Here is a 23,075-nt window from a genome sequence, read left to right as displayed (position 1 = left end):
TGTCAAATAAGTTTATTCTCCAGCAACTTGAATTCGATGTATGGAGATATATGATTATAAAGTATGCGGTAAACCGCAGATACAAGAGGCATTTCCAGCCCGATTTGCCTGGACATATCGTAAATTCCCTTTACGGCGAAATAGCCCTCGGCCACCATGTTCATTTGCATATGCGCCAGCTGCACGGTATATCCGCGCCCTATCATATGCCCGAACGTACGGTTGCGGCTGAACTCCGAATAGGCCGTAACCAGCAAGTCGCCGAAATAAGCTGATTGCGACAAATCCCGTTCCAGCGGATGCATAATTTCCAGGAAATGTTTGATTTCCCGTAAGGCATTGGACACGATCACCGCCTGGAAGTTATCTCCGTAGTTAAGCCCGTGGGCAATACCGCAGGCTATGCCGATCACGTTTTTTAGAATGGCTGAATATTCTACCCCCAGGGGATCGTTATTGATGACCGTCCGGATGTAATGCGAGGTGATGGAACCGGCGACCGTTTCGGCGAGTTCATTGTTTCGCGAAGCAACAGTCACATACGTTTTTCTTTCCATGGCAATTTCTTCCGCATGGCAGGGGCCTCCGATCACTGCCAGGCTGGAATCTTCCAGCTGGAAACGCTGGCTTAAATAATCGGTAGGCAGGAGATTATCGCTAGTGACAACGCCCTTAATGGACACGATCACTTTTTTATCCTGCAGCAGTTCCGGATCGGTTTTGCCAAGACTTGCTTCCAGGTAAGCGGATGGAATTGCAAACAGGATATGATCGGCCGCCCGGGCTGCTTCTTCAAAATCTGATACGGGATGGATATTCTCCATGGGAAGCTCCAGGTAGCTCAGGTAATTGGGGTTTCTTCCTTTTTCCCGGATCTGTTCTACGTGAGCATCGGAGCGCAGGTGCCAGCAAACATGCACGCCGCTTTCCGCAAAGATCTTTGTTAAAGCAGTTGCCCAGCTTCCTCCTCCCGAAATAGTAATGCGATGGAACTTATTCAAATTCAGGAATAATTTTTAAAGTAATTGCAGCAGTTCAAGTATCATGGCCTCCACGATACAACAAAGTCATTAGGAATTTGACTGGGATTGCGAAGTTACAAAAAATACCGGAGATATCCTAATAGTGTTGGAAGAATTACTATTATTAAAATCTTCCGCTTACCTGGAACGCGTCCGGCCCGAGAACCCGGACTTTTTGATGTCGTTCAATAAAATAGAGAGAATCAGGATAGTATTTCAGAAGTTCATTGGAGGTGTACAGGTAATTCTCTTCCGCCCGTTCTATGACAATCGAAAGGATCCTGCCTTCCGGATTTTGGCGGATGCGGATGGTCCGGACCCGGAGCCCGTCTTCCGTGGCTGTGTAAACCACGCTGCCTTCTGTGGAATCGGCGGAATAGCTGTTTCGCCATGCCGGCTTATTGATATCTGAACTTTTAAAGGCTTTAAGCTCCACGGCCCAGTCCAGCTCTTTCAGGGATCGCTTTTCCTGCTGGTCGTTTTTTTTAACCGTTTTTTCTACCAGGGGCTGCTTTAAATTCAGCCGTTCTATTTCCTTTCCGAAATAGTTGTCAAGGCTGAAATAGGAGCCGGCGCTCTCCGGCGGGGGAGGAGTTCGCTCACATCCCCATAAAATAACGCCCAGAAGAATGAAAATCAGCCGGATATTCAAATTAGAAAGGTTTATTGCATTCCCCGTTTAAACCAGCGCTTCTCCAGTCATAGCAGCAGGTTGCTCCAGTCCGATGAGTTTTAAAATAGTCGGCGCTACATCCCCTAACTTTCCGTCTTTAACCGAGGTCACCTGTTCGTCTATCACTATACAGGGAACCAGGTTGGTGGAATGGGCCGTATTCGGTGATCCGTCGTCATTGACCATGTAATCGGCGTTTCCATGGTCGGCAATGATCACGAAGGAATAACCATGAGCCATGCCTGCTTTTACGATCTTTTCCGTGCAGTGGTCAACCGTTTCCGCTGCCTGGATAACCGCCCCGAATACCCCGGTATGACCTACCATGTCGGTATTGGCAAAGTTAAGGCACACGAAGTCAGCGGTTTCGTTCTCCAGTTCAGGAAGGATGGCTTCCGTGATTTTTTCGGCGCTCATTTCCGGCTGAAGATCATAGGTGGCTACCTTGGGCGAAGGGACAAGCAGGCGTTTCTCACCCTCGAATTCCTTTTCCCGGCCTCCGGAGAAAAAGAAAGTAACATGAGGGTACTTTTCAGTTTCCGCAATCCTGATCTGCTTTTTCCCGGCATTTTCCAGCACTTCGCCCAATGTCATTTTAAGGTCGTCTTTTTCGTAGATCACTTTCACTCCCTTGAAGGTATTGTCATAGCGCGTCAGGGTCACGTAATGCAGATTCAGCTTTTTCATGTCCTGGTCGGGAAAATCTTCCTGGGTGAGGGCCCTGGTAATCTCCCTTCCGCGATCGGTACGGAAGTTAAAACAGATAACGGCATCGCCGTCTTCGATGGTTGCGCGGGGGTTGCCATTTTCGTCCACCTTATAAACAGGCTTTAAAAACTCGTCCGTTATTCCTTCTTCATAAGAGGCTTCTACCCCTTTTTGTATGCATTCGACTGCCCGCCCTTCGCCTTTTACCAGGAGGTCATAAGCGAGTTTTACCCGCTCCCAGCGGTTGTCCCTGTCCATGGAATAATACCTCCCGATGGCCGACGCCAGCGTGCCCGTGCTGATCTTAATATGCTCGCGCAGCTCCCGGATAAAGCCTGCTCCTGATTTGGGATCGGTATCCCTGCCGTCGGTAAAAGCATGTATATATACCTGGCTCAGTTCGTGATTTTTCAGAATCGTAAGCAGGCCTTTCAGGTGATCGATATGGGAGTGAACGCCCCCGTCAGAAACCAATCCTATCAGGTGAAGCTTTTTCCCGCTTTCCTTGACGTAACGGATGGTATCGAGTAAAACGGCATTCTCGTCAAGCTGTTTCTCCCGGATCGCTTTATTGATCCGCACCAGCTCCTGGTAAACCACTCTTCCCGCCCCGATGTTGAGATGCCCTACTTCTGAGTTTCCCATCTGGCCTTCGGGCAGGCCTACTGCTTCGCCGGAAGCCTGAAGCCGGGAATTGGGGTAATTTGCTATTAATTGATCGAAAAAAGGAGTATTCGCTTTAAAGATTGCATTGGAATTATCGTTTCTTCCGTAACCCCAACCATCAAGAATAATAAGAACTGCTTTTTTGGATGTGTTTATCATATTACAAATATAGGGTCAATTTTTTATTATTTTTGGCGGTCATGCAGATAAACGAAAAAGACATTCATCAATTTATACAACGAGCCCTGGCCGAAGACCTGGGTGACGGCGACCATACTTCCCTGGCCACGATACCGGAAGACAGGAGGGGAAAGGCCCGCCTGCTGGCTAAGGAAAAGGGGGTGATTGCAGGTGTGGAACTCGCGCTGCATATTTTCCGTGAAGTTCATCCCGGCCTGGAAGTCAGGGTAAACCTTGAAGACGGCAGTGAGGTATATCCCGGCGACGTGGTCCTTACTGTTGAAGGAGATGCCCGCGCGATCCTGACCGCCGAAAGACTGGTGCTTAACTGTATGCAGCGGATGAGCGGGATTGCTACCCTCACCCGGGAGATCACCCGCGAACTGGAAGGTACCGGTACAAAAGTGCTGGACACCCGCAAAACCACACCGTGTATTCGTTTCGTGGAAAAATGGGCCGTCACGATAGGCGGGGGAGTGAACCACCGCTTTGGCTTGTATGATATGATATTGATCAAAGATAATCACGTGGACTATGCCGGCGGCATCCGGCAGGCCATCGAAGCAAGCCGGAAATACCTGGAGAGACAAAACAAATCACTTGAAGTTGAGATCGAAGTGAGGAACGCCGCCGAACTGGAAGAAGTACTGGACACGGGGAATGTGGACAGGATCCTCCTGGATAATTTCAGTCCCGAAGCTCTGAAGGACGCTCTTGCCCGGATTGACGGAAGATTCGTTACCGAAGCATCGGGAGGAATCACTTCGGGAAATATCCGCGAATATGCAGGGACAGGGGTCGACTTTATTTCTATGGGTGCGCTGACCCACTCAGTTAAAAGCCTTGATCTTAGCCTGAAGGCCGTTATTGCTGACTGAAGTGTCAGGCAATTTTCTATTTTTACCTTTGCAATGAAAGAATAATCCGTATTTTACGTACTGATCGAACATTGATAGATTGATGATCCCTGCACATTCACTAACGGCTTTGCTGCTTGCTTACATGATAGGTTCCATTCCCACGGCTGTGTGGCTTGGCAAGGTGTTTTACGGCATAGATATCCGCGAATATGGGAGCGGAAACGCAGGAGCTACCAATACGTTCCGGGTACTTGGAAAAAAGGCGGGGATCCCGGTAATGGTAATCGATATTCTGAAAGGGTTCGCCGCTACCAATATCGCATTTATCTTTAGTGTCAATAATCCTGGCACAATCCCTTTTATCAACTTCCAGCTTTCATTAGGAATTACGGCTGTGATGGGGCACATTTTCCCCGTCTACGCCGGTTTCCGCGGCGGAAAGGGAATTGCTACTTTATTTGGAATGATTTTAGCGATACAATCTGAGGCGGCCCTGTACTGTGTCCTTGTTTTCGTGGTCATGCTGCTGCTGACGAAATATGTGTCGCTGAGTTCCATGATGGCAAGTTTTGCTTATCCCATTGTCATCATTTTCGTGATAAAGGAACCGGTAAGGTCAGTAGTGCTTTTCGGTATCTGCGTTTGCGTATTGGTACTGATCACTCACCAGAAAAACATTGAACGCTTGTTAAAAGGAAAGGAAGGGAAAGCCAATCTTTTTAAACGGAATTGAAGCGAGCGAAAAAATTGAATTTATGAAAAGGAAAACCATACCTCTACTTGCTGCCGGCCTGGTACTGGCAGCCTGTTCCACCGTGCCCCTGACAGGCCGGAAGCAACTCAGCCTGGTGTCAAGCGGCGAGTTGATGCAAATGGCAAACAGCCAATACGACCAGTTTCTTGATGAAAATAAAGTGATCAAGGGGACCGCTGATGCAAACAGGGTGAAGAATATCGGCAACAAACTTGCCAGGGCTGTCGAAACCTATATGAACCAAAACGGGTACAGCGAAAATATCGAAGGCTTCCAATGGGAATTCAACCTGATAAGCAGCGAACAGAAAAATGCTTTTTGCATGCCCGGCGGAAAAGTGGCCGTCTATACCGGCATACTTCCGGTTTGCAAAACTGACGCCGGCCTGGCCACGGTAATGGGCCACGAAATCGCGCACGCTATTGCCCATCACGGCGGCGAACGCATGTCCCAGTCTCTGGCCGCTATGGGTGTACAGCTGGCTGCTAACGTAGCCTTATCAGAAAAGGATCCCCAGGTAGTCAATACCTTTAACAGCTTATACGGCGTGGGAGCCAATGTCGGTTACCTTCTTCCCAATTCCCGGCGGCAGGAATCAGAGGCCGACCGCCTTGGATTGATCTTCATGGCAATGGCTGGCTATGATCCGTCGGCATCGGTCGGGTTTTGGCAGCGCATGTCGGCCGGCGGTGGCGGAAAGCCGCCTGAGTTTCTGAGTACGCACCCTAGTGACGAGCGGCGGATCAGGGATATACAGCAGCATATTCCGGAGGCCATGAAGTATTACAGGAAATAAATTGTTCCATACGGAGGGGCGGCCGGATGAAGGTGTGCGTTCGCTCAAGGCATTCTTTTGGATTCCCAAAAGCATGACGTTCGCTCATCGCACACCTTCATCCGGCCTCACCAAACGTGGAATAATTTCATTTCCCAGCCAATGGGGGAGGGGCGCGCCTTCGCTTCGCTTGGCAGCTTTAAACTAATATCTTCGCGACTTCAACTTATTTGCCTTCGCTTCGCTTGGCAGCCACGGGCGTTAACTTCGCCCGGTGGTTAGTTGAATTTTTGGCCGGATTTTATGATTGTTTTGGGGGAGAGTAGATTTTTTGGGGCTTTGAAGGGGTTTTTGTGGAAGATTATCAGGTCGGCTTGTTTGCCTTGTTTGATGGAACCGAAATTATTGCTGATTTGCATTGCCTGGGCTCCGTTGATGTTGGCGATTTGTAGGATGTCTTCCATGGGTATGCCTGCTTCATGGAGTAACAACATTTCGGAGAGAGCTGCTTTTCCGCCTTCTTTGCAGTCGGTTCCAATTCTTAGTTTAAGACCTTTCTCATGCGCGGCTTTGACGTAAGCCATATAGGTATCGAAAGCTTTATTTAGTCGTTTTTGTTGATCCGGGTTTAATTCCGGATTCTCGTTTCGATAAAAGTCGGTCAGGAATGAATTGAAATAGGTCCTTCCGCAAAATGAGCCAAAAAGATGGATGGTCGTGGACAGGCTGGCATCCTTTTCTATCATTTTACTCAACAGCAAATTTCTTCTCTTTCGCAATTCGGGAATGTCCTCAACTAACTGGATTTTTTCCAGGGCAAAAGCCATGTAAGCTTGTATACCGGGATAATATTTTTGAAGGATGGCAGTTAGTCTATCACCGTTTTCGGCGAACACGAAAACGTCATTGGACACAGTGCTGGCATGCTCAAAATTTCGGACGCCCAGGTCCAGCAATTCGTTGAAACCTACTACGTTATTGTCAACATGTGCGAACATATTGATATCTAAAGATCTGGCACTTTCAATAACTGCTTCGATTTCTGGCTTTTGCAATCGCCAGTATAGCTTGATCTGGTTCAGACCCTTGTCGTGATATTCTTGTACTTTCTTTTTTGCTTCTTCATTATTCAATATCTCGACATGGCTTATATATGGCTTTCTTGTCTCATCCGAGATTAGTGCGCTTCCCGTAAAAAAAATGTTTGGATAGCCGGGTTCAGGATTGTTTTGCCATTTAATTGTCTCAGCCAGCCATTTTTCAGGTTGTCCCATGTCCACTACGGTCGTTATGCCATAGCTAAGATAAGTTTTAGCTAAAGCATCCTTGTACCTGCGGACAGAATTTTCCAAAAGATAATCGGGAGCCAGATCATAATCACCAATGACATCAGTCAGATGGATATGTGTATCTATAAATCCGGGGCTTGCCAACCTGCCGTTCCCTTCAATTAATTCCTTTGCAAGGATTTTTCGACCATTATTTATCACAGCGGCAATAGTATCGGCATTAATGAGGATGGTTTTATTTTTCAGGACCTGTTTGCTTTCCGAATCAAAAAGCATGACGTCGGTGATTGCCAAATCATACTCTATACGCCTGGAGCATCCGAACAAGAATCCCAAAAACACGATAATCAGTAAAAAATTTATTTTCATAAACTGCCGGTATCGTTCCGAAGCCCTACGCCGGATCCGTCATTCGCAGGCGTTTCGGGCGGGATCACCCTAATTTATGTTTTTTTTTTTAGCTTAAATGTACTATCGCTTCCTTTTGACCGGCCGCCTGGGCCTTTGTCTTCCTGAGCGTTCGGGAATTTGACAGTTACCCATTAATCCAGGTTTTATTTCCTGAGCGCCGCCCATTTTTTGATTTTCGGAATGAAAATCAGCCAGCGGGTTGGCAAAAGGAAATAAAGCCGCCTTCTGGGTTTCTTCTCCTTGTTTCGATTTTGCCGGGATGGAAGTGCCGATGTTCGCCGCGGGCGCGGGATACGTGTAAAAGCGACGTTTGATTTTAGCTAGCTTGCGTAGCAAGCCCAAAATCCGCCTGAGCGTTATACGTATCCCGCGCCCGCGGCGCGCCTTTCGCACAACTCAGTCCCGCAAAATTCCCTGTTGCTGATAGTACGCGATAAGCAAACTGATCATTTCGTTGTAGGTCCGGAGGCCCTTTGGCTGATTGTTGGCTTTCAGGAAATGGTCGTATAAGAAATCGCTGATGGCGTCCACCGGGCCTCTGTAGTAGGCCCAGTAGCGATATTCGGTATCCAGGTCTTTCCTGATCTCGGGGGAAATGCGGGCGTATAAATCGGCATAGGCTTTACGGTCTGTCCTGGAGATTTCGCGCAATACGTCCTTCATGGCTGCATAGTACACCGAATATTGAAGCAGCGGGCTCTCGGAATGGGTGCCGGCAAGGAAACCGGCAAAGCTGGCGGCATCTTCGGGGCCGAAACCCGCCTGGTGGGCAATTTCATGGCAGGCGACAAAAGGCTTTATATGGGTGGGCATGGCATAGTTTACCTGGGCTTCGCCGGTAAAGGGGTTGAAATAGCCGGCAACGCCCATGAAGTTGATGAGCGGAGTAAATAGTGCAGGTTTTACTTTGGGATTGCGAATGAAAAAAGCCGGATTTATCTTCCCCAATTCCAGACAGGCTTGCTCGGCCATACGGTAAACTTCCCGGTTACCGGTTTCTTCCAGTTCCTCGCGGCTGATAAGTGCGCGGTTATGATTGGCCTTTTCGATAAGATAGCCGGCGGCGGGTACAAGTTCTTCAAGTCCGTAATTTTTTCGGTCAAGCTGTAAACGCTCTGCCGTGCTGTGGCGAAAGTAGTTCATGCCCCAGAAGACGTAAAAAATAATTGCAGTTACTTCCAGTACAATGAGCAGTTGGAGGAAGCTGCAAAGCGCGGCGCGAAGTTTACGGGTGAAAAGGCGCCGGAATAGCCGGACAAGATAAATCACCAGGAATACCACGACTTGCAAGTAAAGGATGTCTCCCAGGCTGAAAGGAATCCATCCGAAGAGTGCCCGGAGGGCATTTCCCAGCGGCGGGTATATCTTCAGCGCATAAATTGCTTCTATCCAATCCTGCTTCGTATTCAGCCAGCTGATCGCCAGGATGACCAGCAATAGTACAAATGCGGTAAGGGCTTTTCTGCGTACATTCTTCTTCATCTGGCGGAATTAAAGAGGTTCCTGATGGCCTTTGCTTTTAACAAACATTCCTCGTATTCGTTTTCAGCGACTGAATCGTAGGTGATGGCGCTTCCTACCGGGAAAGAGAGGTAGCCGGTTTGGCTGTTATAAAGTATGGAGCGGATGACTACGTTGAAATCGAAATCTCCTTCGGGGGAAAAATACCCGATGGCCCCTGAGAACGCGCCCCTTTTTACTTCTTCAAATTTGTCGATCAGCTTCATGGCCATGATCTTTGGCGCTCCCGTCATGGAGCCCATAGGAAAGGCATGGCGGATGATGTCGGCGGCGGAAAGTCCCGGTTTTGCTTCGGCTTCTACCGTGGAGATCATCTGGTGCCAGTGCCGGAAAGTGTGGATCCCGAAAAGCTCGCTTACCCGGACGGTTCCGGGCACGGCACTGCGGGAAAGGTCATTGCGAACAAGATCAACGATCATTACGTTTTCCGCTTGTTCCTTTTCGCTGTTCCGCAGGGCTTTTTTTAGCGCCTGGTCTTCCCCGGGATGCTCGCTGCGCCGTATCGTACCTTTGATGGGCTGGGAGATGATCCGGCTTCCCGTTTTCTTTAAGAAACGTTCGGGAGAAGCGCAGAGTATAAATTGCTTACCCAGTTTCAGAAAAGATGCAAAGGGAGCAGGGGCGGTTTCGTTCAGGCGCAGAAACAGGCGGGCGGGGTCACATTCATAGTTCTCGGCGTAAAAATCAAGACAATAATTCAGTTCGTACACGTCGCCTTCCACAATATGGCGGCGGATCGCCGCTACTGTTTCGAGATAGCCCGCCCTGGAGACGCGTTGCCGGATGCGCGGCGGCGGCGGCGGAGCGCCTGCCTCAGGAAGCGGCGTATCCAGTATTTCCCGGAATACCCCGGAAGGGCTGGATTCGCTGCTGATCCGGACGGAATTTCCTTTCAGCATAATGAGTTCGCGGGGAACAAAGAAATAAAGCGGCGGGAATCCCAACGGATCGGAATTTTCGGAAGAAAGCCTTTCTACTTCGTTTTTAAGATCGTATCCCAGGAAGCCGAGCTTCCAGCCGGGAACTTCCTTTATGAAAGTTTCCAGTGCCCCGAAGCAGTTTTCGACTGGCTGTAAGCTGCTTCGGGCTCCCGATCCGATAAGCCAGTCAAAAGAGGAATGGCCCTCATGGTAACCGCCGGAATCAAGGCAACAGACGTGTTCCTGACGGCTGGCCCTGTAAAAGGCCTTTAGCTTGAATTGTTCCGGATCGTCGATGCTGAATTCTTCGGCAGCATTCATGTGGAACATGCTTCCGCTGATCAGGTTAATTGCAGGGTCTGGGTGCGGTCAGGGCCTACTGACAGGTATTTGACCGGTACGCCAAGCTCCTTTTCGAGGAAGGAAATATAATTTGCAAGACTAGCGGGAAGCTCTTCTTCGGAGCGGCAACCCGAGATGTCTTCCTTCCAGCCGTCTATTTCTTTCCAGACAGGTTCTGCTTTCCGGGAACAGATATCGTAAGGCATATAATCAATTAATTCCCCGTCGTATTGGTAATGGGTGCAGGCGTATATCCGCCCGAAGCCGCTGAGTACGTCTGCCTTTGTCATGACCAGCTGGCTGACGCCGTTCAGCATGATCGCATATTTCAGAGCCGGAAGGTCTATCCACCCGCAGCGCCGCGGCCTGCCTGTGGTAGCACCGAATTCATGTCCCTGCGCCCGCAGTTGTTCACCGGTTTCATTTTCCAGTTCAGTGGGGAAGGGGCCTCCGCCAACGCGCGTGCAATAAGCTTTAAAGATGCCGAATACTTCTCCGATACGTCCGGGCGCAACCCCCAGCCCGGTGCAGGCGCCCGCCGTGGTAGTGTTAGAGGAAGTAACGAAGGGGTAGGAGCCAAAATCGATATCCAGCAAAGTGCCCTGCGCTCCTTCAGCCAGTACTTTTTTTCCGTCTGCCAGGTAACTGTTGACCAGGTGTTCCCCGTCTACGAATTTCAACTGTGAAATAAATTCGATGGCCTGGAAGAATTGCTTTTCCTTTTCTTCCAGCCCTTCCTCATAGGAATAGCCTGAATTGTCAAGCAAGCCTTTGTGTTTGTCCCGAAGCTTTTCGTAACGTTCCCGGAAGTCGGGCAGGGCGATATCTCCTACGCGGAGGCCGTTCCGGCCGGTTTTGTCCATGTAGGTAGGTCCGATACCCTTCAGGGTAGAGCCAATTTTATTGAGGCCCATTTTATTTTCCGACGCGGCATCCAGCAGGCGATGCGTAGGAAGAATAAGGTGGGCTTTCCGGGAAACGACCAGATTGCCCGAAGCGAGGGGATCGGAACCGGCTTGCTGCAGGACCCGGATCTCTTCCCGCAGGATCACCGGGTCAATGACCACGCCGTTGCCGATCAGGTTCAGCGTATTCTCAAAAAATATCCCGGAAGGGATGGTATGAAGTACGAATTTCTTACCGTCGAATTCGAGCGTATGCCCGGCATTCGGACCGCCCTGAAACCTTGCTATGAGATCGTATTGCGGACTCAGAACGTCCACTATTTTCCCTTTTCCTTCGTCACCCCACTGAAGGCCAAGGAGCACATCAACTTGCATATTCTGATAACTTAATTTTGGACGTAAGACTCACAGGTACCGTTGCCGCGTAATTTCTGGCAGGCGCCATACAGGTTGAGCGAATGATGTTTAATGTCAAATTTCAGCAGGCTGCCCATCATACTCTGGATTTGCTGGATCCTCGGATCGCAGAACTCCACGACTTTTCCACAGTCCAGGCAGATGATGTGGTCATGCTGATGATAACCGTACGATTTTTCAAACTGGGCCATGTTTTTTCCAAACTGATGCTTGGTGACCAGGTCGCATGAGACCAGCAGCTCCAGCGTATTATAGACCGTAGCCCTGCTTACCCTGTACTTTTTATTCTTCATATGGATGTAAAGCGATTCCACATCAAAATGATCGTCACGGGAATAAATTTCTTCCAATATAGCGAACCGTTCGGGCGTCTTCCGGAGGCTGTTCTTTTCAAGGTAGCCTTCAAAAATCTTCCGAACCATTTTTGTCGTTTCGGCCTTCACCATGATTTCTCCAATTTTTGCAAAAATACCGTTTTTTTGCGAATATATAGATTTTATTAACGAACCGCCTCGAAGCGGTCAACTGTTAAAACCCCGTTTACCTGCTTCAGGGTTTTAATAAGGTTGTCCAAATGGGATGTTCCGTGGACATAAACCATGATAGAGCCCTCGAAAATACCGTCGTTGCTATCGATCATTATGGATCGGATGTTCACCTTCAGATCATTTGAAATCACTTTGGTTATATTGTTTACCACTCCTATATCATCAATGCCGGTGATCTTGAGGCCGGTGAGAAAGGCAATTTCCTGGGTTCCGGTCCATTTGGCTTTTACCACCCTGTAACCGAAATTCGCCAGCAGGCGCGCCGCATTGGGGCAACTGGTACGATGGATCTTTATTCCTTCGCTGACAGTAACAAAGCCGAATACATCGTCGCCGGGTATGGGATTGCAGCAGGTAGCCAGTTTGTAATCAATACGGCCCAGGTCTTCCCCGATCAGCAAAGCGGCGTCTGCCTTGCTCTTCACCGAGCGGAGCAGCCGGTCTATATTATTGTTCTCTATCTTTTCCGGAAGCTTGTTCTCCACCGCTTTTTCCGCTTCCAGGTAGCCCTTCAGGTGTTTTGCTTCCACTTTGCCTGTAGCGAACTGGTAATAAAGTTCCTGGATGCTTGACAGCTTAAGGAAATAGGCGATCTTATGCAGATTATTGGAATTGACCGGGATCTTGAGGGCATTCATTTTCCTGTCCAGCATTTCCTTGCCTTCCTCGGCCACTCTGCGGCGTTCTTCCTTCAGCGAAGCCTTGATCTTTGATTTTGCCTTTGCCGTCACCACGGTGCTTAGCCAGTCTTCCTTCGGCTTTTGCTTTCCGGAAGTAATGATCTCCAGCTGGTCGCCGTTCTGCAACTGGTAGCTTAAAGGAACCAGCTTATGATTTACTTTCGCGCCAATACAGCGGGCTCCGATATCGGTATGTATTTCAAATGCAAAGTCCAGTGCCGTGGCATTATTGGGAAGTTTCACCAATTGTCCTTTGGGCGTAAACACGAAGACCTCGTCAGAGAACAGGTTCATCTTGAACTCGTCAATAAAGTCAAGTGCATTGGTCTCCGGGTTGCTCAGGGTTTCTCGAACCTTCCGGATCCAGTTGTCCAATCCGCTGTCACTGCTGGATTCTTTGTATTTCCAATGGGCGGCGAAACCTTTCTCCGCAATTTCGTCCATTCTCTTAGTACGTATCTGCACTTCTACCCATCGTCCCTTGGGGCCCATTACGGTTGTATGGAGCGATTCATACCCGTTGCCCTTAGGGCTGGAGATCCAGTCGCGCAGCCGGTCAGGATTGGGGTGATAGAAGTCCGTGACAAGGGAATAGGCTTTCCAGCAATCAGACTTTTCGTTTTCAGGATGACTATCAAGGATTACCCGGATGGCGAACAAATCATAGACTTCCTCGAAGGGAACCCCTTTGTTCTTCATTTTGGTCCAGATGGAATGAATGGACTTCGGCCTGCCCATTACCTGGGCATTCAGGCCCTGATCGGCAAGCGCTTTTTTCAGCGGCTCAATAAATTCTCTTATGAAACGCCGCCTGTCTGCCTTGGTTTCTTTCAGCTTCTGAGCAATGAATTTATAGGTCGCCGTTTCGGTATATTTCATGGAAAGGTCTTCCAGCTCCGATTTAATCGCATAGAGTCCCAACCGGTGGGCCAACGGAGCATAGAGATAAATGGTTTCCGAAGAAATTTTCAGCTGCTTTTCACGGGGCATATGCTCCATGGTACGCATATTATGGAGGCGGTCGGCCAGTTTGATCAGGATAACCCTGACATCATCGGCCAGGGTGAGCAGCATTTTCCGGAAATTCTCCGCCTGCAGGGAAGAACTTTGATCGAAAACCCCCGATATCTTAGTGAGGCCGTCGATAATATGGGAGCATTTCGGTCCGAATTCCTGTTCTATATCCTCCAGGGTTAGATCGGTATCTTCGACCGTATCATGCAGCAAGGCACAAACAATGGATGTAGTGCCCAATCCTATTTCTTCCGCACATATCTGCGCTACGGCCACGGGATGATAGATATAAGGTTCTCCTGATTTGCGGCGCATTTCCTTATGCGCTTCCATCGACTTTACAAAAGCTTTCCTTATCAGTTTCTTATCCCCCTTTTGTAAAGTAGGCTTGCAAGCTCTGAGAAGCGCCCTGTAGCGTTTGATGATCTCTTTCTTCTCCGCCTCCAGATCAATAACTAACTCTGGCATAAATTCAATCACGTATGTCTCCTGTTCTGGTAACATTCAAGTACAAAAAACGTTTTTTTTGCAAGCAGCAATATAACAATTATTATTTTTGTAATAAATAAGGGGTTGAAGTGGTATATAAATACATTGGAGCTGTTTTCTTATTCTTCCTGGCGCTGGCAGTCTGTACCCCGGAAGCGGTCCTTGGGCAGCAGGTGCAGGAAAAAACCGGCGCCGGTTCTTCCGGAAGTGATACCATTCCGCATTTAATGCTGAGCCCGGTTTTCGTTACCGGGAAGCTCGTCTTTAAAAGTCGCCGCGAACAGGTGCGTTATACCAAGCTACGACGCGACGTCCTGAAAGTGTTGCCCTATGCAAAGTTTGCCGGGGCCAGGTACCGGGAAATGGAATATGAACTCCTGCATGCGAAGAACGAAAAGGAACAGAAAAAGATCATCGATAGAATAGAGCAGGATATTAAGGATAATTTCGAGAAGGACCTTCGCAACCTGACCATCACCCAGGGAAAAATCCTGATTAAACTTATAGACCGTGAAACCGGACGCACCAGTTATGTGTTATTACAGGAATTAAAAAGTAGGTTCAGCGCTTTCTTCTGGCAATCGGTGGCAAGGGTTTTCGGACATGACCTGAAGGAACGTTACGACGCTGAAGAAGAGGAAGAAATAGAAAAGGTGATCCGCTCGGTTGAAATGGATCGGTATTATCAGCTTTATAATGGACAAAACTATCTTCAGGTTCAGCATAGAAAAGATCAACGGACAAAAGATTAGCCTTTCGGAATATGAAGGGAAAGTACTCCTGATCGTAAATACTGCAACTGAATGTGGGCTGACTCCGCAGCTGAAAGAACTCGAAGAATTATACCGGAAATACCGCGGGCAGGATTTTGAGATCATTGGCATACCGTCCAATGATTTTGGCCGGCAGGAACCCCGCCAGGGAGAAGAGATCACGAAATTCTGCCGCGAGAATTATGGTGTTACCTTTCCCATTTTTTCCAAAACGATTGTCCGGGGCCCCTACGCTCATCCACTCTATAAATTCCTGAGCGATAAAAAGCAAAATGGCAAAATAAAAGCTTCTCCTCTTTGGAACTTTCATAAATACCTGGTGGACAGGAACGGACAGGTGACGGATTTCTTTTATCCTTTCACCAAGCCCACGTCTCTCCGAGTCCGGAAGAAAATTAACCGCCTGCTTTCAATCGAAGAACCCGGCGAAAAAGCAAAATCAAAACGATCTAAGTAATGAAATTGGATATACTTATCCTGGCCGCACACCCGGATGATGCAGAACTGGGCTGCGCCGGCACTATTGCAAAATATACCCGCATGGGAAAAAAAGCGGGGGTTATTGACCTGACCAGGGGTGAGCTGGGAACGCGCGGTACGGCCGGACTCAGAACGGAAGAAGCGGCCGCCGCTGCAGAGATCCTGGGTCTTTCCGTGCGCGAAAACATGGATTTTCCCGATGGCTTCTTTGAAAATAACCGTGAAAATCAGCTGGCTCTCATTAAAAAGATCCGCCAGTACCAGCCGGACATTATTCTTGCCAATGCGCCCCACGACCGCCATCCCGACCATGGGAGAGGTGGCAGTTTGGCTTATGACGCATATTTTCTTTCGGGCCTCCGTAAAATTGAAACGGAGCTGGAAGGAAAACCGCAGGAAGCCTGGCGGCCGGGATTGTTCCTCCATTATATCCAGGACAGGATGCTCCGGCCCGATATCCTGGTGGATATTTCAGAAGTGATCCAGGTGAAAGAAGCGGCAATCCGGGCATTTAAGTCCCAGTTCCATAGCCCGGACTATGCAAGCAATGAACCGGAAACTTATATATCCAGGCCTGCCTTTATGGAAGCCATCATGGGCCGGTCTGCCGAATGGGGCAAAACCCTGGGCACTGCATATGCCGAAGGTTTTGTGAGCCCTCGTCTGCTGGGGGTAAAAGACCTGTTCTCGCTGTTGTAACCCGGCGGGTAGCTGCATTGCCTGGTTCCTGAAACTGGCAGAGAATTTGTGCCTGAAAAAGGTAAAATCAGAAAGGAGTTCCCATGAACATGATCCATAAACTGGAGCTATGGGGCGATACTCATCATCCCGTTTGGCTGGACTTTGTACGTATTTTTCTTGGAGTCATTATCCTGATGAAAGGCATTTACTTTCTTAACAACAGTGATGCTGTTCAAGCGGTGATGGAAAGCAGGTTTGGATTCATGGGCTGGATGAGCATTCATTACGTGGCGTTTGCCCATTTGGTAGGAGGGGTGCTTATATTTTTTGGCTTGCTTACCCGACTGGCCGCGGCGGTCCAGATCCCTATTTTAATCGGGGCCGTATTTTTTGTAAATATAACACGGGGCCTTTCTGCCGTTAATTCGGAATTATGGCTTTCTATCCTGGTGTTACTGCTACTGATCCTGTTCCTGGTAGCAGGCTCCGGCCCGCTTTCCCTGGACCAATGGTTCAAGACGCACAAAGACAGGTAAGATATTAAAAAGGAACCTCATCATCATCTATATCGTCCATCTTGGAAGGCAGGATAATGGTGCCCGGAGACTGGGAATCAAAGGTAGCTGAAGGCGAGATGCCTGAAAGCGGGCCATAACTGTTGTCGGTTACGTAATGTTCCTCCCAGTCGGTGAACTTTACGTATTTGTTGATATACCTCAGGTTTACATCAGTAACTTCACCATTACGGTGTTTGGCGATGATGATCTCCGCCAGGCCCTGCGTAGGCATTCCCTCTTCATTCTCAGTAAGCCCGTAATATTCCGGGCGATTGATAAAGATCACCATATCCGCATCCTGCTCAATGGAACCCGATTCCCGGAGGTCGGACAGGATGGGGCGCCGGTTACCTCCCCGCTTTTCCACCTCACGGCTCAGCTGGGACAACGCGATTACCGGTACCTCCAGTTCCTTTGCAATTGCTTTCAGGCCCCTGGAAATGGAGCTGATCTCCTGTTCGCGGTTTCCGGTACGGTTATTATCCATCGAACCTTTCATAAGCTGGAGATAATCTACGACCACCAGTTCAATATTATGCTGCGCTTTCATCCTCCGGCATTTAGCGCGCAGTTCAAAAATGCTCAGGGCGGGCGTATCGTCAATAAAGATGGGCGCTTCTACCAGTTTCCCGATCTTGGCATGCAGCTGCTCCCATTCATAAGACGCCAGGTTTCCTTTACGCAGTTTATCCTGCGGCAATTCGGCTTCGCCAGAAATAAGACGGTTAACCAGCTGGATGGAAGACATTTCCAGCGAAAAAACCGCCACAGGCTTTTTAAAATCTACCGCCGCGTTTCGGACCGCGCTAAGTATAAAGGCAGTTTTTCCCATACCGGGGCGGGCAGCAAGAATAACCAGGTCGGAATTCTGCCAGCCGGAAGTGATCCGGTCAAGGCCGCTGAATCCGGTGGGAACACCAGTAAGGCCGTCTTCCCGCTGCATCATTTCCTCCAGGTGTTCCAGGGATCGTTTTACCAGGCCCGACATGGAATCAAAATTCCGCCTCAGGTTCGTTTCAGCAATTGAAAAGAGGTTTTTTTCTGCCGTATCAAGCAATTCAAACACATCGCTCGTTTCTTCATAAGCGCTGTTAATGATCTCCGTGGAAATACTGATGAGCTTACGCTGAATATATTTTTCCGAAACAATACGGGCATGATATTCAATATTCGCAGCCGAGGCCACCCGATTAGTCAATTCGGTTATATAAAAAGCTCCTCCCACAAAATCCAGCTCCCCGCTTTGCCGCAGGCGCTGGGTTACCGTCAGAATATCAATTGGCTGAGTCTTGTCGAACAAATAACGGATAGCCTCATAAATCTTTTGATGGCTGTCCTTGTAAAACATTTCCGGCTTAAGGAATTCGATCACCTTCGTGAGCGCGTCCTTTTCGATCATAATAGCGCCCAATACCGTTTCTTCCAGGTCAACGGCCTGAGGCGGAAGTTTGCCCAACTGCGCACTTGCCGACTGAGGTTTTAAAAAACGTTTTTCGGAAGAAAGTTGATCGTCCCGCATGTATGATTTATTGCCCTGCATTATTCGGTTGTTGTTAGCTTGGAGGGACAAATATATCCAAATCGGGTAACCCCAATTTTTATATTTATAAACATTAATTTAATCTTTAGAAAACACAGGCTGATTCTCAATCACCTGGGGTCTCTCCCGCATCAACATGCTATGTTCATAAATTGTTAATAACTTTCCCACACCAGCTTTGGCAGGTAAAAATACGCATTATTTTACTAACAACCCGGGTGATGTTAATAACTCGCTGCCTGTTAATAAACCATTTATCCACGAAAGAAAGGGTGGTTAAATTGTTAATATTTTAACTGATTATAAATCAGCATCGAGCAATTCCAAATTCCTATTTTTGCGGAATGAAAAGAAATTCTGGCACGGAAAAAAAAACGAGCAATTTGCGGATCTTCGGGATCCGGGCTGTGATGGAAGCGATTGAATCGGGAAAAGAGATTGACTCTTTATACGTACAAAAGGGCACCGCGGGAAGTCTTTACCGCGACCTCCGGAAAATAGCATCGGAGTACGACCTCACAATCCAAACCGTTCCGCCGGAAAAACTCCGTTACCTGGGAGATAAGAATCACCAGGGCGTAGTGGCTTTCATCTCTCCTGTTGAATTTCATAAGCTGGAACAACTGATCCCCGCTATTTACGAAAGAGGAGAAGTACCCCTTATCCTTATACTTGACCGGATCACAGACGTGCGCAACTTCGGCGCAATCAGCCGGTCCGCAGAATGCCTGGGCGTACACGGCATTGTGATCCCCCGCAAAGGGGCCGCCCAGGTCAATGCAGACGCCGTTAAAACTTCCGCAGGTGCATTGCTGAGCATTCCTGTATGCAGAGAACGAAACCTTAAAAATAGCATCGTATTTCTCCGGGAATCCGGCCTCCAGGTCGTAGCCTGCACGGAAAAATCCCAGAACTATCCGTCCGCAATGGATTTTACGGCGCCAACCGCAATTATCCTTGGCTCGGAAGAAGACGGAATCTCAGGCGAATACCTTAAGCTCGCCGATGATGCCGTAAAAATCCCGATGAAAGGAACCATTGCCTCCCTGAATGTTGCAGTAGCGGCCGGCGTCATTCTCTATGAAACCATTCGGCAGCGCTTAATTTAGTTCAAGGTTTACGTTGCTTCGCAACAGCTTAAAGTTGCTTCGCAACAGTTCAAAGTTTAAAGTTTTTAGGCCGAAGCGTGTTTAAAGTTTCAAAGTTCAAAGTTTAAAGTTCAAGGTTTAAAGTTTTTAGTTTAAAGTTTTTAGGCTGGAACGTGTTTAAAGTTTCAAAGTTCAACGTTTATAGTTCAAAGTTTAAAGTTCAAGGTTTAAAGTTTTTAGTTTAAAGTTTTTAGGCTGGAACGTGTTTAAAGTTTCAAAGTTCAACGTTTAAAGTTCAAGGTTTAAAGTTTTTAGGCCGGAATATAATTCCCCCCGAAAATCGGACAGTAAGTTAAGTTAGAATTTTGATTAAATTTACTGTATCATGAGTAGGAGAAAGTTTACTTCGGAGTTTAAAGTCAAGGTGGTCATGGAGGCCTTGAGCGAGCGTTACACGATTCAGGAGCTTGGTCGCAAGTACGAGATCCATCCCACGCAGATCACTACCTGGAAGACTCAGTTTTTGAAAAATGCCAGCGCCGTTTTTGACAAACCAGTAAAGGATGCCAAAAGCGAGGCCCAGGAGAAGGAAGAGCATTATTTGAAGGTGATCGGCCAGCAAAAGGTCGAGATTGATTTTTTAAAAAAAGCCTTGTCATGAGCCAGGATAAACAGCAACGTCAGCGACATATTGACAAGGCCGGAATGTTGAGTATTGTCCGTCAGTGCGAGCTTCTTGAGGTTCCTCGCAGCAGTTTTTATTATAAGCCCTTGGGAGAAAGCGAGCTGAATCTGGAGCTTATGCGCCTGATTGATGAAGAATACCTGTTACATCCCTGGCTTGGGGTTCCTCGCATGACCACCTGGCTAAGGAAGGACAAAGGCTATAAGATCAATCCTAAACGCATTGAGCGACTTTACCGGCTGATGGGACTCTCGGCCACAGGCCCTAAGCCCAATACCTCCAAAAAAGGAAAAGGGGCCTTACATAGGGTATACAAATACCTGTTGAAGGGGCTCAAAATTGTGCGCCCTAATCAGGCGTGGGCCATGGACATCACCTATATTCCGGTGCAGGGCGGCTACCTGTATCTATGTGCCATTATTGATCTGTACAGTCGCTATGTGGTAGGCTGGTCGCTGAGCAACGCCATGAGCGCGGATTGGTGTAAACAGACCCTACAAGGAGCCATCGCCCGGCATGGTTGTCCGGAGATTCTCAATACTGATCAGGGAAGCCAGTTCACCGCTTATGAGTTCTGTGATTGGGTTACCCATCCTGAACGGGGAATCAAACTCAGTATGGACGGTAAAGGCCGGGCAATTGACAATATTTTCATAGAACGCCTGTGGAGAAGTGTCAAGTACAAACACGTATACCTGTTCCCGGCCAGCGACGGACTGGAATGCTACCGAGGCCTACAGGTCTATTTTGAGTATTATAATACCCAGAGACGACATCAGAGCCTGGATGACCAAGTCCCGTTGACCGTCTACGGGCAAGCACTAAAACAAGTGGCATAGTCCGGTAGGGTTATCAACAGCAAGAAGGTGGAAATTAAAAAGAGAAAGAAGCAAAGAGAAAAAGGGCGTGGATTTGTGGAAAACTCAACTGAGTTTACCACAAGCCCACACCACAACTACAACAAAGAAGCTTATTTATTTTTACAAAATACTGTCTAAACATCGGGGGGAATTATAGAACGTGTTTGAAGTTTCAAAGTTCAACGTTTATTGTTCAACGTTTAAAGTTCAAGGTTTAAAGTTCAAGGTTTAAAGTTTTTAGGCCGGAACGTATTTAAAGTTTCAAAGTTCAAACTTTTAGGCGGGAGCGTAACGTTTACAGTTTGTTGTTTGAAGTTTTTAGTTTTTTAGGCTGAAATAGGTTAAAAATCGCAGTATTCTTTGATCTTAGCATTAAAGAAAGCTTAAATTCAAAGCTTCGTTAGTAGGCCTCAAGCAGTTTCCCGAACCTCTGAGCCCGGATATTAAACATCTGCACCATAACTTTATATTATTAACCGTAAAGTGTTATAAATCAATCATATGGTTAGCGGCCGATTTACAACGAAACCTTGAACCTTAAACCTTAAACTATAATACCGTTGCAAGGCAACCTATAACAACTTTGAACCTTGAACTTTAAACTATAAACTGCAACTACAAACTATAAACCGTTGCAAAGGGACATTAAACCTTGAACTTTGAACATTAAACCTTGAACTAAAAACTAAAAACTTCAAACGGTAGCAAACCGACCCAAATCAATCGAAATTTCGAGGCCCCGTGCGACGCCGGTTCCAAGCGTTAAGTCGGCGCGGAAGAAATGGCAAAGCTGACGGTTAATGATCTCTTCGCGCCTGGGGCCGGTGATACCCTTCATGGAAGCAACGATATTGTGAATGGTATGGCGTTTTTCTTCTTCGCTCAGCAGGCGGAATAAATTGCCAGGCTGCGTGTAGTGATCGTTTTCGCCCGGCGCATTGCGATCGTAACGATCTATCATTGATTCGCTAAGCTTGCGGGGAGGTTCTGCATAGGATGGATCCGGGGCCGGGCTGTCAAAGCTGTTCGGAAAGTAATTCGGAGCATCTCCTCCGTTATCTCCGAGGGCCATGGAGCCATCCCGCTGATAGTTGTTTACCGCGTAAGGACAACGGTTTACCGGCAACTGTTCATAGTTTACACCCAGGCGATAGCGCTGGGCATCGGGGTACGACAGTATTCTTCCCTGCAGCATTTTGTCAGGTGAAAAGCCGATTCCGTCCACGATATGGGCAGGAGCAAAGGCAGCTTGTTCTACGAAGGCAAAGTAATTGGAAGGTACCTGGTTAAGTTCCATGATTCCCAGGTCTTGCAGCGGGTAATCGGCATGCGGCCAGACCTTTGTCAAATCAAAGGGGTTTATTTCATAGGTGTCCGCGTCTTTTTCCGGCATGACCTGCACTTTCAGCGCCCAGCGGGGGAAGTCGCCTTTTTCGATGGCTTCTACCAGGTCGCGCTGAGCGAAATCCGGATCCTTTCCCCGCATTTCAGCCGCTTCATCATCGGTAAAGTTCTTGATCCCCTGCTGGGTTATAAAGTGGAATTTTACCCAGAAGCGCTCATTTTTGCTGTTAATAAACGAAAGGGTATGGCTGCTGAAACCGTGCATATGACGGTAGCTATAGGGAGTTCCCCGGTTGGTCATCACGATCAGCACCTGGTGCAGGCTTTCCGGGTTAAGTGACCAGAAATCCCACATCATCGCTGCGTTTTTGCAATTGGTTTTAGGATCCCGCTTCTGTGTATGAATAAAGTCGCTGAATTTGTAAGCATCCTTTATAAAGAACACAGGCGTATTATTGCCCACCAGGTCCCAGTTGCCGTCTTCGGTATAGAATTTAACGGCAAAGCCCCTTGGGTCGCGTTCTGTATCTGCCGAACCTTTTTCTCCGCCGACGGTTGAAAACCTGACCATTACTTTGGTTTCCTTTCCGACTTCCGAAAAAAGCTTTGCCTTCGTAAAAGCAGTCAGGTCATGAGTGACGGTGAATTTTCCGAAAGCGCCGCTGCCCTTGGCATGTACGATGCGTTCCGGGATCCGTTCCCGGTTGAAATGGGCCATTTTTTCATGAAGAATATAGTCCTCGATCAATACGGGGCCTCGCGGTCCTGCGGTTAACGAGTTTTGATCATCGGCAACCGGCCGTCCGGATGCAGTAGTTAATTTCTTGTCGGTCATAAATTTGAATTTTTTCCAAATCTAGCCGGCAGCACATAATAAATCAAATCGATAATAT

21 protein-coding genes are annotated in these 23,075 nt (G+C 48.1%); 10 read left to right on the top strand and 11 right to left on the bottom strand.

What is annotated here, in order from left to right:
* Nucleotides 1–2: 2 nt before the first annotated feature.
* The 3 genes from FRZ59_RS13690 to gpmI form a co-directional block, all read right to left on the bottom strand.
* The gene (locus FRZ59_RS13690; protein WP_207910235.1) at nucleotides 3–1,001 is read right to left on the bottom strand and encodes an NAD(P)H-dependent glycerol-3-phosphate dehydrogenase; all 999 of its coding nucleotides are present in this window, start codon (nucleotides 999–1,001) and stop codon (nucleotides 3–5) included.
* Between the two features lie 145 nt (nucleotides 1,002–1,146).
* The gene (locus FRZ59_RS13685; protein WP_132128393.1) at nucleotides 1,147–1,674 is read right to left on the bottom strand and encodes a hypothetical protein; all 528 of its coding nucleotides are present in this window, start codon (nucleotides 1,672–1,674) and stop codon (nucleotides 1,147–1,149) included.
* A 27-nt stretch (nucleotides 1,675–1,701) separates the two neighbouring features.
* The gene (gpmI, locus tag FRZ59_RS13680; RefSeq protein ID WP_132128392.1) at nucleotides 1,702–3,228 is read right to left on the bottom strand and encodes a 2,3-bisphosphoglycerate-independent phosphoglycerate mutase; all 1,527 of its coding nucleotides are present in this window, start codon (nucleotides 3,226–3,228) and stop codon (nucleotides 1,702–1,704) included.
* 41 nt (nucleotides 3,229–3,269) lie between these two features.
* Here gpmI and nadC point away from each other — a divergent pair, with 41 nt between their 5' ends.
* The 3 genes from nadC (at nucleotide 3,270) to FRZ59_RS13665 (ending at nucleotide 5,659) form a co-directional block, all read left to right on the top strand.
* Nucleotides 3,270–4,127 (top strand): carboxylating nicotinate-nucleotide diphosphorylase, encoded by an 858-nt coding sequence (gene nadC / locus FRZ59_RS13675; RefSeq protein ID WP_132128391.1) that lies wholly within the window; start codon nucleotides 3,270–3,272, stop codon nucleotides 4,125–4,127.
* An 82-nt stretch (nucleotides 4,128–4,209) separates the two neighbouring features.
* Nucleotides 4,210–4,842 (top strand): glycerol-3-phosphate 1-O-acyltransferase PlsY, encoded by a 633-nt coding sequence (gene plsY / locus FRZ59_RS13670; protein WP_132128390.1) that lies wholly within the window; start codon nucleotides 4,210–4,212, stop codon nucleotides 4,840–4,842.
* 22 nt (nucleotides 4,843–4,864) lie between these two features.
* Complete coding sequence (locus FRZ59_RS13665) at nucleotides 4,865–5,659, top strand: M48 family metallopeptidase (protein WP_132128389.1); 795 nt, start codon at nucleotides 4,865–4,867, stop codon at nucleotides 5,657–5,659.
* A 257-nt stretch (nucleotides 5,660–5,916) separates the two neighbouring features.
* Here the strand turns inward: FRZ59_RS13665 and FRZ59_RS13660 are convergent, their stop codons facing one another.
* From FRZ59_RS13660 to FRZ59_RS13635, 6 genes are all read right to left on the bottom strand, one after another.
* A complete protein-coding gene (locus tag FRZ59_RS13660) occupies nucleotides 5,917–7,221 on the bottom strand; it encodes an amidohydrolase family protein (RefSeq protein ID WP_225975066.1) in 1,305 nt (434 codons plus the stop codon).
* A 513-nt stretch (nucleotides 7,222–7,734) separates the two neighbouring features.
* Nucleotides 7,735–8,820 (bottom strand): DUF3810 domain-containing protein, encoded by a 1,086-nt coding sequence (locus tag FRZ59_RS13655; protein ID WP_132128387.1) that lies wholly within the window; start codon nucleotides 8,818–8,820, stop codon nucleotides 7,735–7,737.
* Nucleotides 8,817–10,109, bottom strand: a complete 1,293-nt coding sequence (locus FRZ59_RS13650) for an anthranilate synthase component I family protein (protein WP_207910234.1) — start codon at nucleotides 10,107–10,109, stop codon at nucleotides 8,817–8,819. The genes FRZ59_RS13655 and FRZ59_RS13650 overlap by 4 nt, the downstream gene beginning before the upstream one ends.
* A gap of 11 nt (nucleotides 10,110–10,120) precedes the next feature.
* On the bottom strand, nucleotides 10,121–11,401 hold the full coding sequence (locus FRZ59_RS13645) for an adenylosuccinate synthase (RefSeq protein WP_132128386.1): 1,281 nt from the start codon (nucleotides 11,399–11,401) through the stop codon (nucleotides 10,121–10,123).
* Between the two features lie 11 nt (nucleotides 11,402–11,412).
* The gene (locus tag FRZ59_RS13640) at nucleotides 11,413–11,889 is read right to left on the bottom strand and encodes a Fur family transcriptional regulator (RefSeq protein ID WP_132128385.1); all 477 of its coding nucleotides are present in this window, start codon (nucleotides 11,887–11,889) and stop codon (nucleotides 11,413–11,415) included.
* 53 nt (nucleotides 11,890–11,942) lie between these two features.
* Entirely contained in the window at nucleotides 11,943–14,153 is a 2,211-nt protein-coding gene (locus tag FRZ59_RS13635) for a RelA/SpoT family protein (RefSeq protein ID WP_132128384.1), read from the bottom strand.
* A gap of 110 nt (nucleotides 14,154–14,263) precedes the next feature.
* On the opposite strand from FRZ59_RS13635, the gene FRZ59_RS13630 reads away from it, so the two are divergent.
* From FRZ59_RS13630 to FRZ59_RS13615, 4 genes are all read left to right on the top strand, one after another.
* Nucleotides 14,264–14,926 carry a DUF4294 domain-containing protein gene (locus tag FRZ59_RS13630; RefSeq protein WP_132128383.1) on the top strand — a complete coding sequence of 221 codons (663 nt, stop codon included), beginning with the start codon at nucleotides 14,264–14,266 and terminating at the stop codon, nucleotides 14,924–14,926.
* Nucleotides 14,871–15,404, top strand: a complete 534-nt coding sequence (locus FRZ59_RS13625; RefSeq protein WP_132128382.1) for a glutathione peroxidase — start codon at nucleotides 14,871–14,873, stop codon at nucleotides 15,402–15,404. Before FRZ59_RS13630 ends, FRZ59_RS13625 begins: the two co-directional genes overlap by 56 nt.
* Nucleotides 15,404–16,126 (top strand): bacillithiol biosynthesis deacetylase BshB1, encoded by a 723-nt coding sequence (gene bshB1, locus FRZ59_RS13620; protein ID WP_132128381.1) that lies wholly within the window; start codon nucleotides 15,404–15,406, stop codon nucleotides 16,124–16,126. Before FRZ59_RS13625 ends, bshB1 begins: the two co-directional genes overlap by 1 nt.
* 83 nt (nucleotides 16,127–16,209) lie before the next feature.
* Nucleotides 16,210–16,644: a DoxX family protein gene (locus FRZ59_RS13615; RefSeq protein WP_132128380.1), complete on the top strand. Its 435-nt coding sequence runs from the start codon at nucleotides 16,210–16,212 to the stop codon at nucleotides 16,642–16,644.
* A 4-nt stretch (nucleotides 16,645–16,648) separates the two neighbouring features.
* On the opposite strand, the gene dnaB is transcribed toward FRZ59_RS13615, so the two are convergent.
* A complete protein-coding gene (gene dnaB, locus FRZ59_RS13610) occupies nucleotides 16,649–18,184 on the bottom strand; it encodes a replicative DNA helicase (protein ID WP_225975065.1) in 1,536 nt (511 codons plus the stop codon).
* A gap of 365 nt (nucleotides 18,185–18,549) precedes the next feature.
* On the opposite strand from dnaB, the gene rlmB reads away from it, so the two are divergent.
* From rlmB to FRZ59_RS13595, 3 genes are all read left to right on the top strand, one after another.
* Complete coding sequence (gene rlmB / locus FRZ59_RS13605; RefSeq protein ID WP_132128378.1) at nucleotides 18,550–19,314, top strand: 23S rRNA (guanosine(2251)-2'-O)-methyltransferase RlmB; 765 nt, start codon at nucleotides 18,550–18,552, stop codon at nucleotides 19,312–19,314.
* Nucleotides 19,315–19,678: 364 nt separating this feature from the next.
* Complete coding sequence (locus FRZ59_RS13600) at nucleotides 19,679–19,954, top strand: transposase (RefSeq protein ID WP_132130832.1); 276 nt, start codon at nucleotides 19,679–19,681, stop codon at nucleotides 19,952–19,954.
* Complete coding sequence (locus FRZ59_RS13595) at nucleotides 19,951–20,817, top strand: IS3 family transposase (RefSeq protein ID WP_147698340.1); 867 nt, start codon at nucleotides 19,951–19,953, stop codon at nucleotides 20,815–20,817. Before FRZ59_RS13600 ends, FRZ59_RS13595 begins: the two co-directional genes overlap by 4 nt.
* Nucleotides 20,818–21,532: 715 nt before the next feature.
* On the opposite strand, the gene FRZ59_RS13590 is transcribed toward FRZ59_RS13595, so the two are convergent.
* Complete coding sequence (locus FRZ59_RS13590; protein ID WP_132128982.1) at nucleotides 21,533–23,017, bottom strand: catalase; 1,485 nt, start codon at nucleotides 23,015–23,017, stop codon at nucleotides 21,533–21,535.
* Nucleotides 23,018–23,075: the final 58 nt, after the last annotated feature.

It is taken from the genome of Anseongella ginsenosidimutans (genome assembly GCF_008033235.1).
GTDB lineage: Bacteria > Bacteroidota > Bacteroidia > Sphingobacteriales > Sphingobacteriaceae > Anseongella > Anseongella ginsenosidimutans.
Note: the sequence above shows the minus strand (reverse complement) of the source record. Positions and strands in the feature narration are given on the sequence as shown.

What these genes read in the sequence shown, in the direction of transcription:
- gpmI (WP_132128392.1), bottom strand. Translation starts at nt 3,228, where the DNA reads ATGATAAACACATCCAAAAAAGCAGTTCTTATTATTCTTGATGGTTGG.
- nadC (WP_132128391.1), top strand. Translation starts at nt 3,270, where the DNA reads ATGCAGATAAACGAAAAAGACATTCATCAATTTATACAACGAGCCCTG.
- plsY (WP_132128390.1), top strand. Translation starts at nt 4,210, where the DNA reads ATGATCCCTGCACATTCACTAACGGCTTTGCTGCTTGCTTACATGATA.
- FRZ59_RS13665 (WP_132128389.1), top strand. Translation starts at nt 4,865, where the DNA reads ATGAAAAGGAAAACCATACCTCTACTTGCTGCCGGCCTGGTACTGGCA.
- FRZ59_RS13655 (WP_132128387.1), bottom strand. Translation starts at nt 8,820, where the DNA reads ATGAAGAAGAATGTACGCAGAAAAGCCCTTACCGCATTTGTACTATTG.
- FRZ59_RS13650 (WP_207910234.1), bottom strand. Translation starts at nt 10,109, where the DNA reads ATGTTCCACATGAATGCTGCCGAAGAATTCAGCATCGACGATCCGGAA.
- FRZ59_RS13645 (WP_132128386.1), bottom strand. Translation starts at nt 11,401, where the DNA reads ATGCAAGTTGATGTGCTCCTTGGCCTTCAGTGGGGTGACGAAGGAAAA.
- FRZ59_RS13640 (WP_132128385.1), bottom strand. Translation starts at nt 11,889, where the DNA reads ATGGTGAAGGCCGAAACGACAAAAATGGTTCGGAAGATTTTTGAAGGC.
- FRZ59_RS13635 (WP_132128384.1), bottom strand. Translation starts at nt 14,153, where the DNA reads ATGCCAGAGTTAGTTATTGATCTGGAGGCGGAGAAGAAAGAGATCATC.
- FRZ59_RS13625 (WP_132128382.1), top strand. Translation starts at nt 14,871, where the DNA reads ATGGACAAAACTATCTTCAGGTTCAGCATAGAAAAGATCAACGGACAA.
- bshB1 (WP_132128381.1), top strand. Translation starts at nt 15,404, where the DNA reads ATGAAATTGGATATACTTATCCTGGCCGCACACCCGGATGATGCAGAA.
- FRZ59_RS13615 (WP_132128380.1), top strand. Translation starts at nt 16,210, where the DNA reads ATGAACATGATCCATAAACTGGAGCTATGGGGCGATACTCATCATCCC.
- dnaB (WP_225975065.1), bottom strand. Translation starts at nt 18,184, where the DNA reads ATGCGGGACGATCAACTTTCTTCCGAAAAACGTTTTTTAAAACCTCAG.
- rlmB (WP_132128378.1), top strand. Translation starts at nt 18,550, where the DNA reads ATGAAAAGAAATTCTGGCACGGAAAAAAAAACGAGCAATTTGCGGATC.
- FRZ59_RS13600 (WP_132130832.1), top strand. Translation starts at nt 19,679, where the DNA reads ATGAGTAGGAGAAAGTTTACTTCGGAGTTTAAAGTCAAGGTGGTCATG.
- FRZ59_RS13595 (WP_147698340.1), top strand. Translation starts at nt 19,951, where the DNA reads ATGAGCCAGGATAAACAGCAACGTCAGCGACATATTGACAAGGCCGGA.
- FRZ59_RS13590 (WP_132128982.1), bottom strand. Translation starts at nt 23,017, where the DNA reads ATGACCGACAAGAAATTAACTACTGCATCCGGACGGCCGGTTGCCGAT.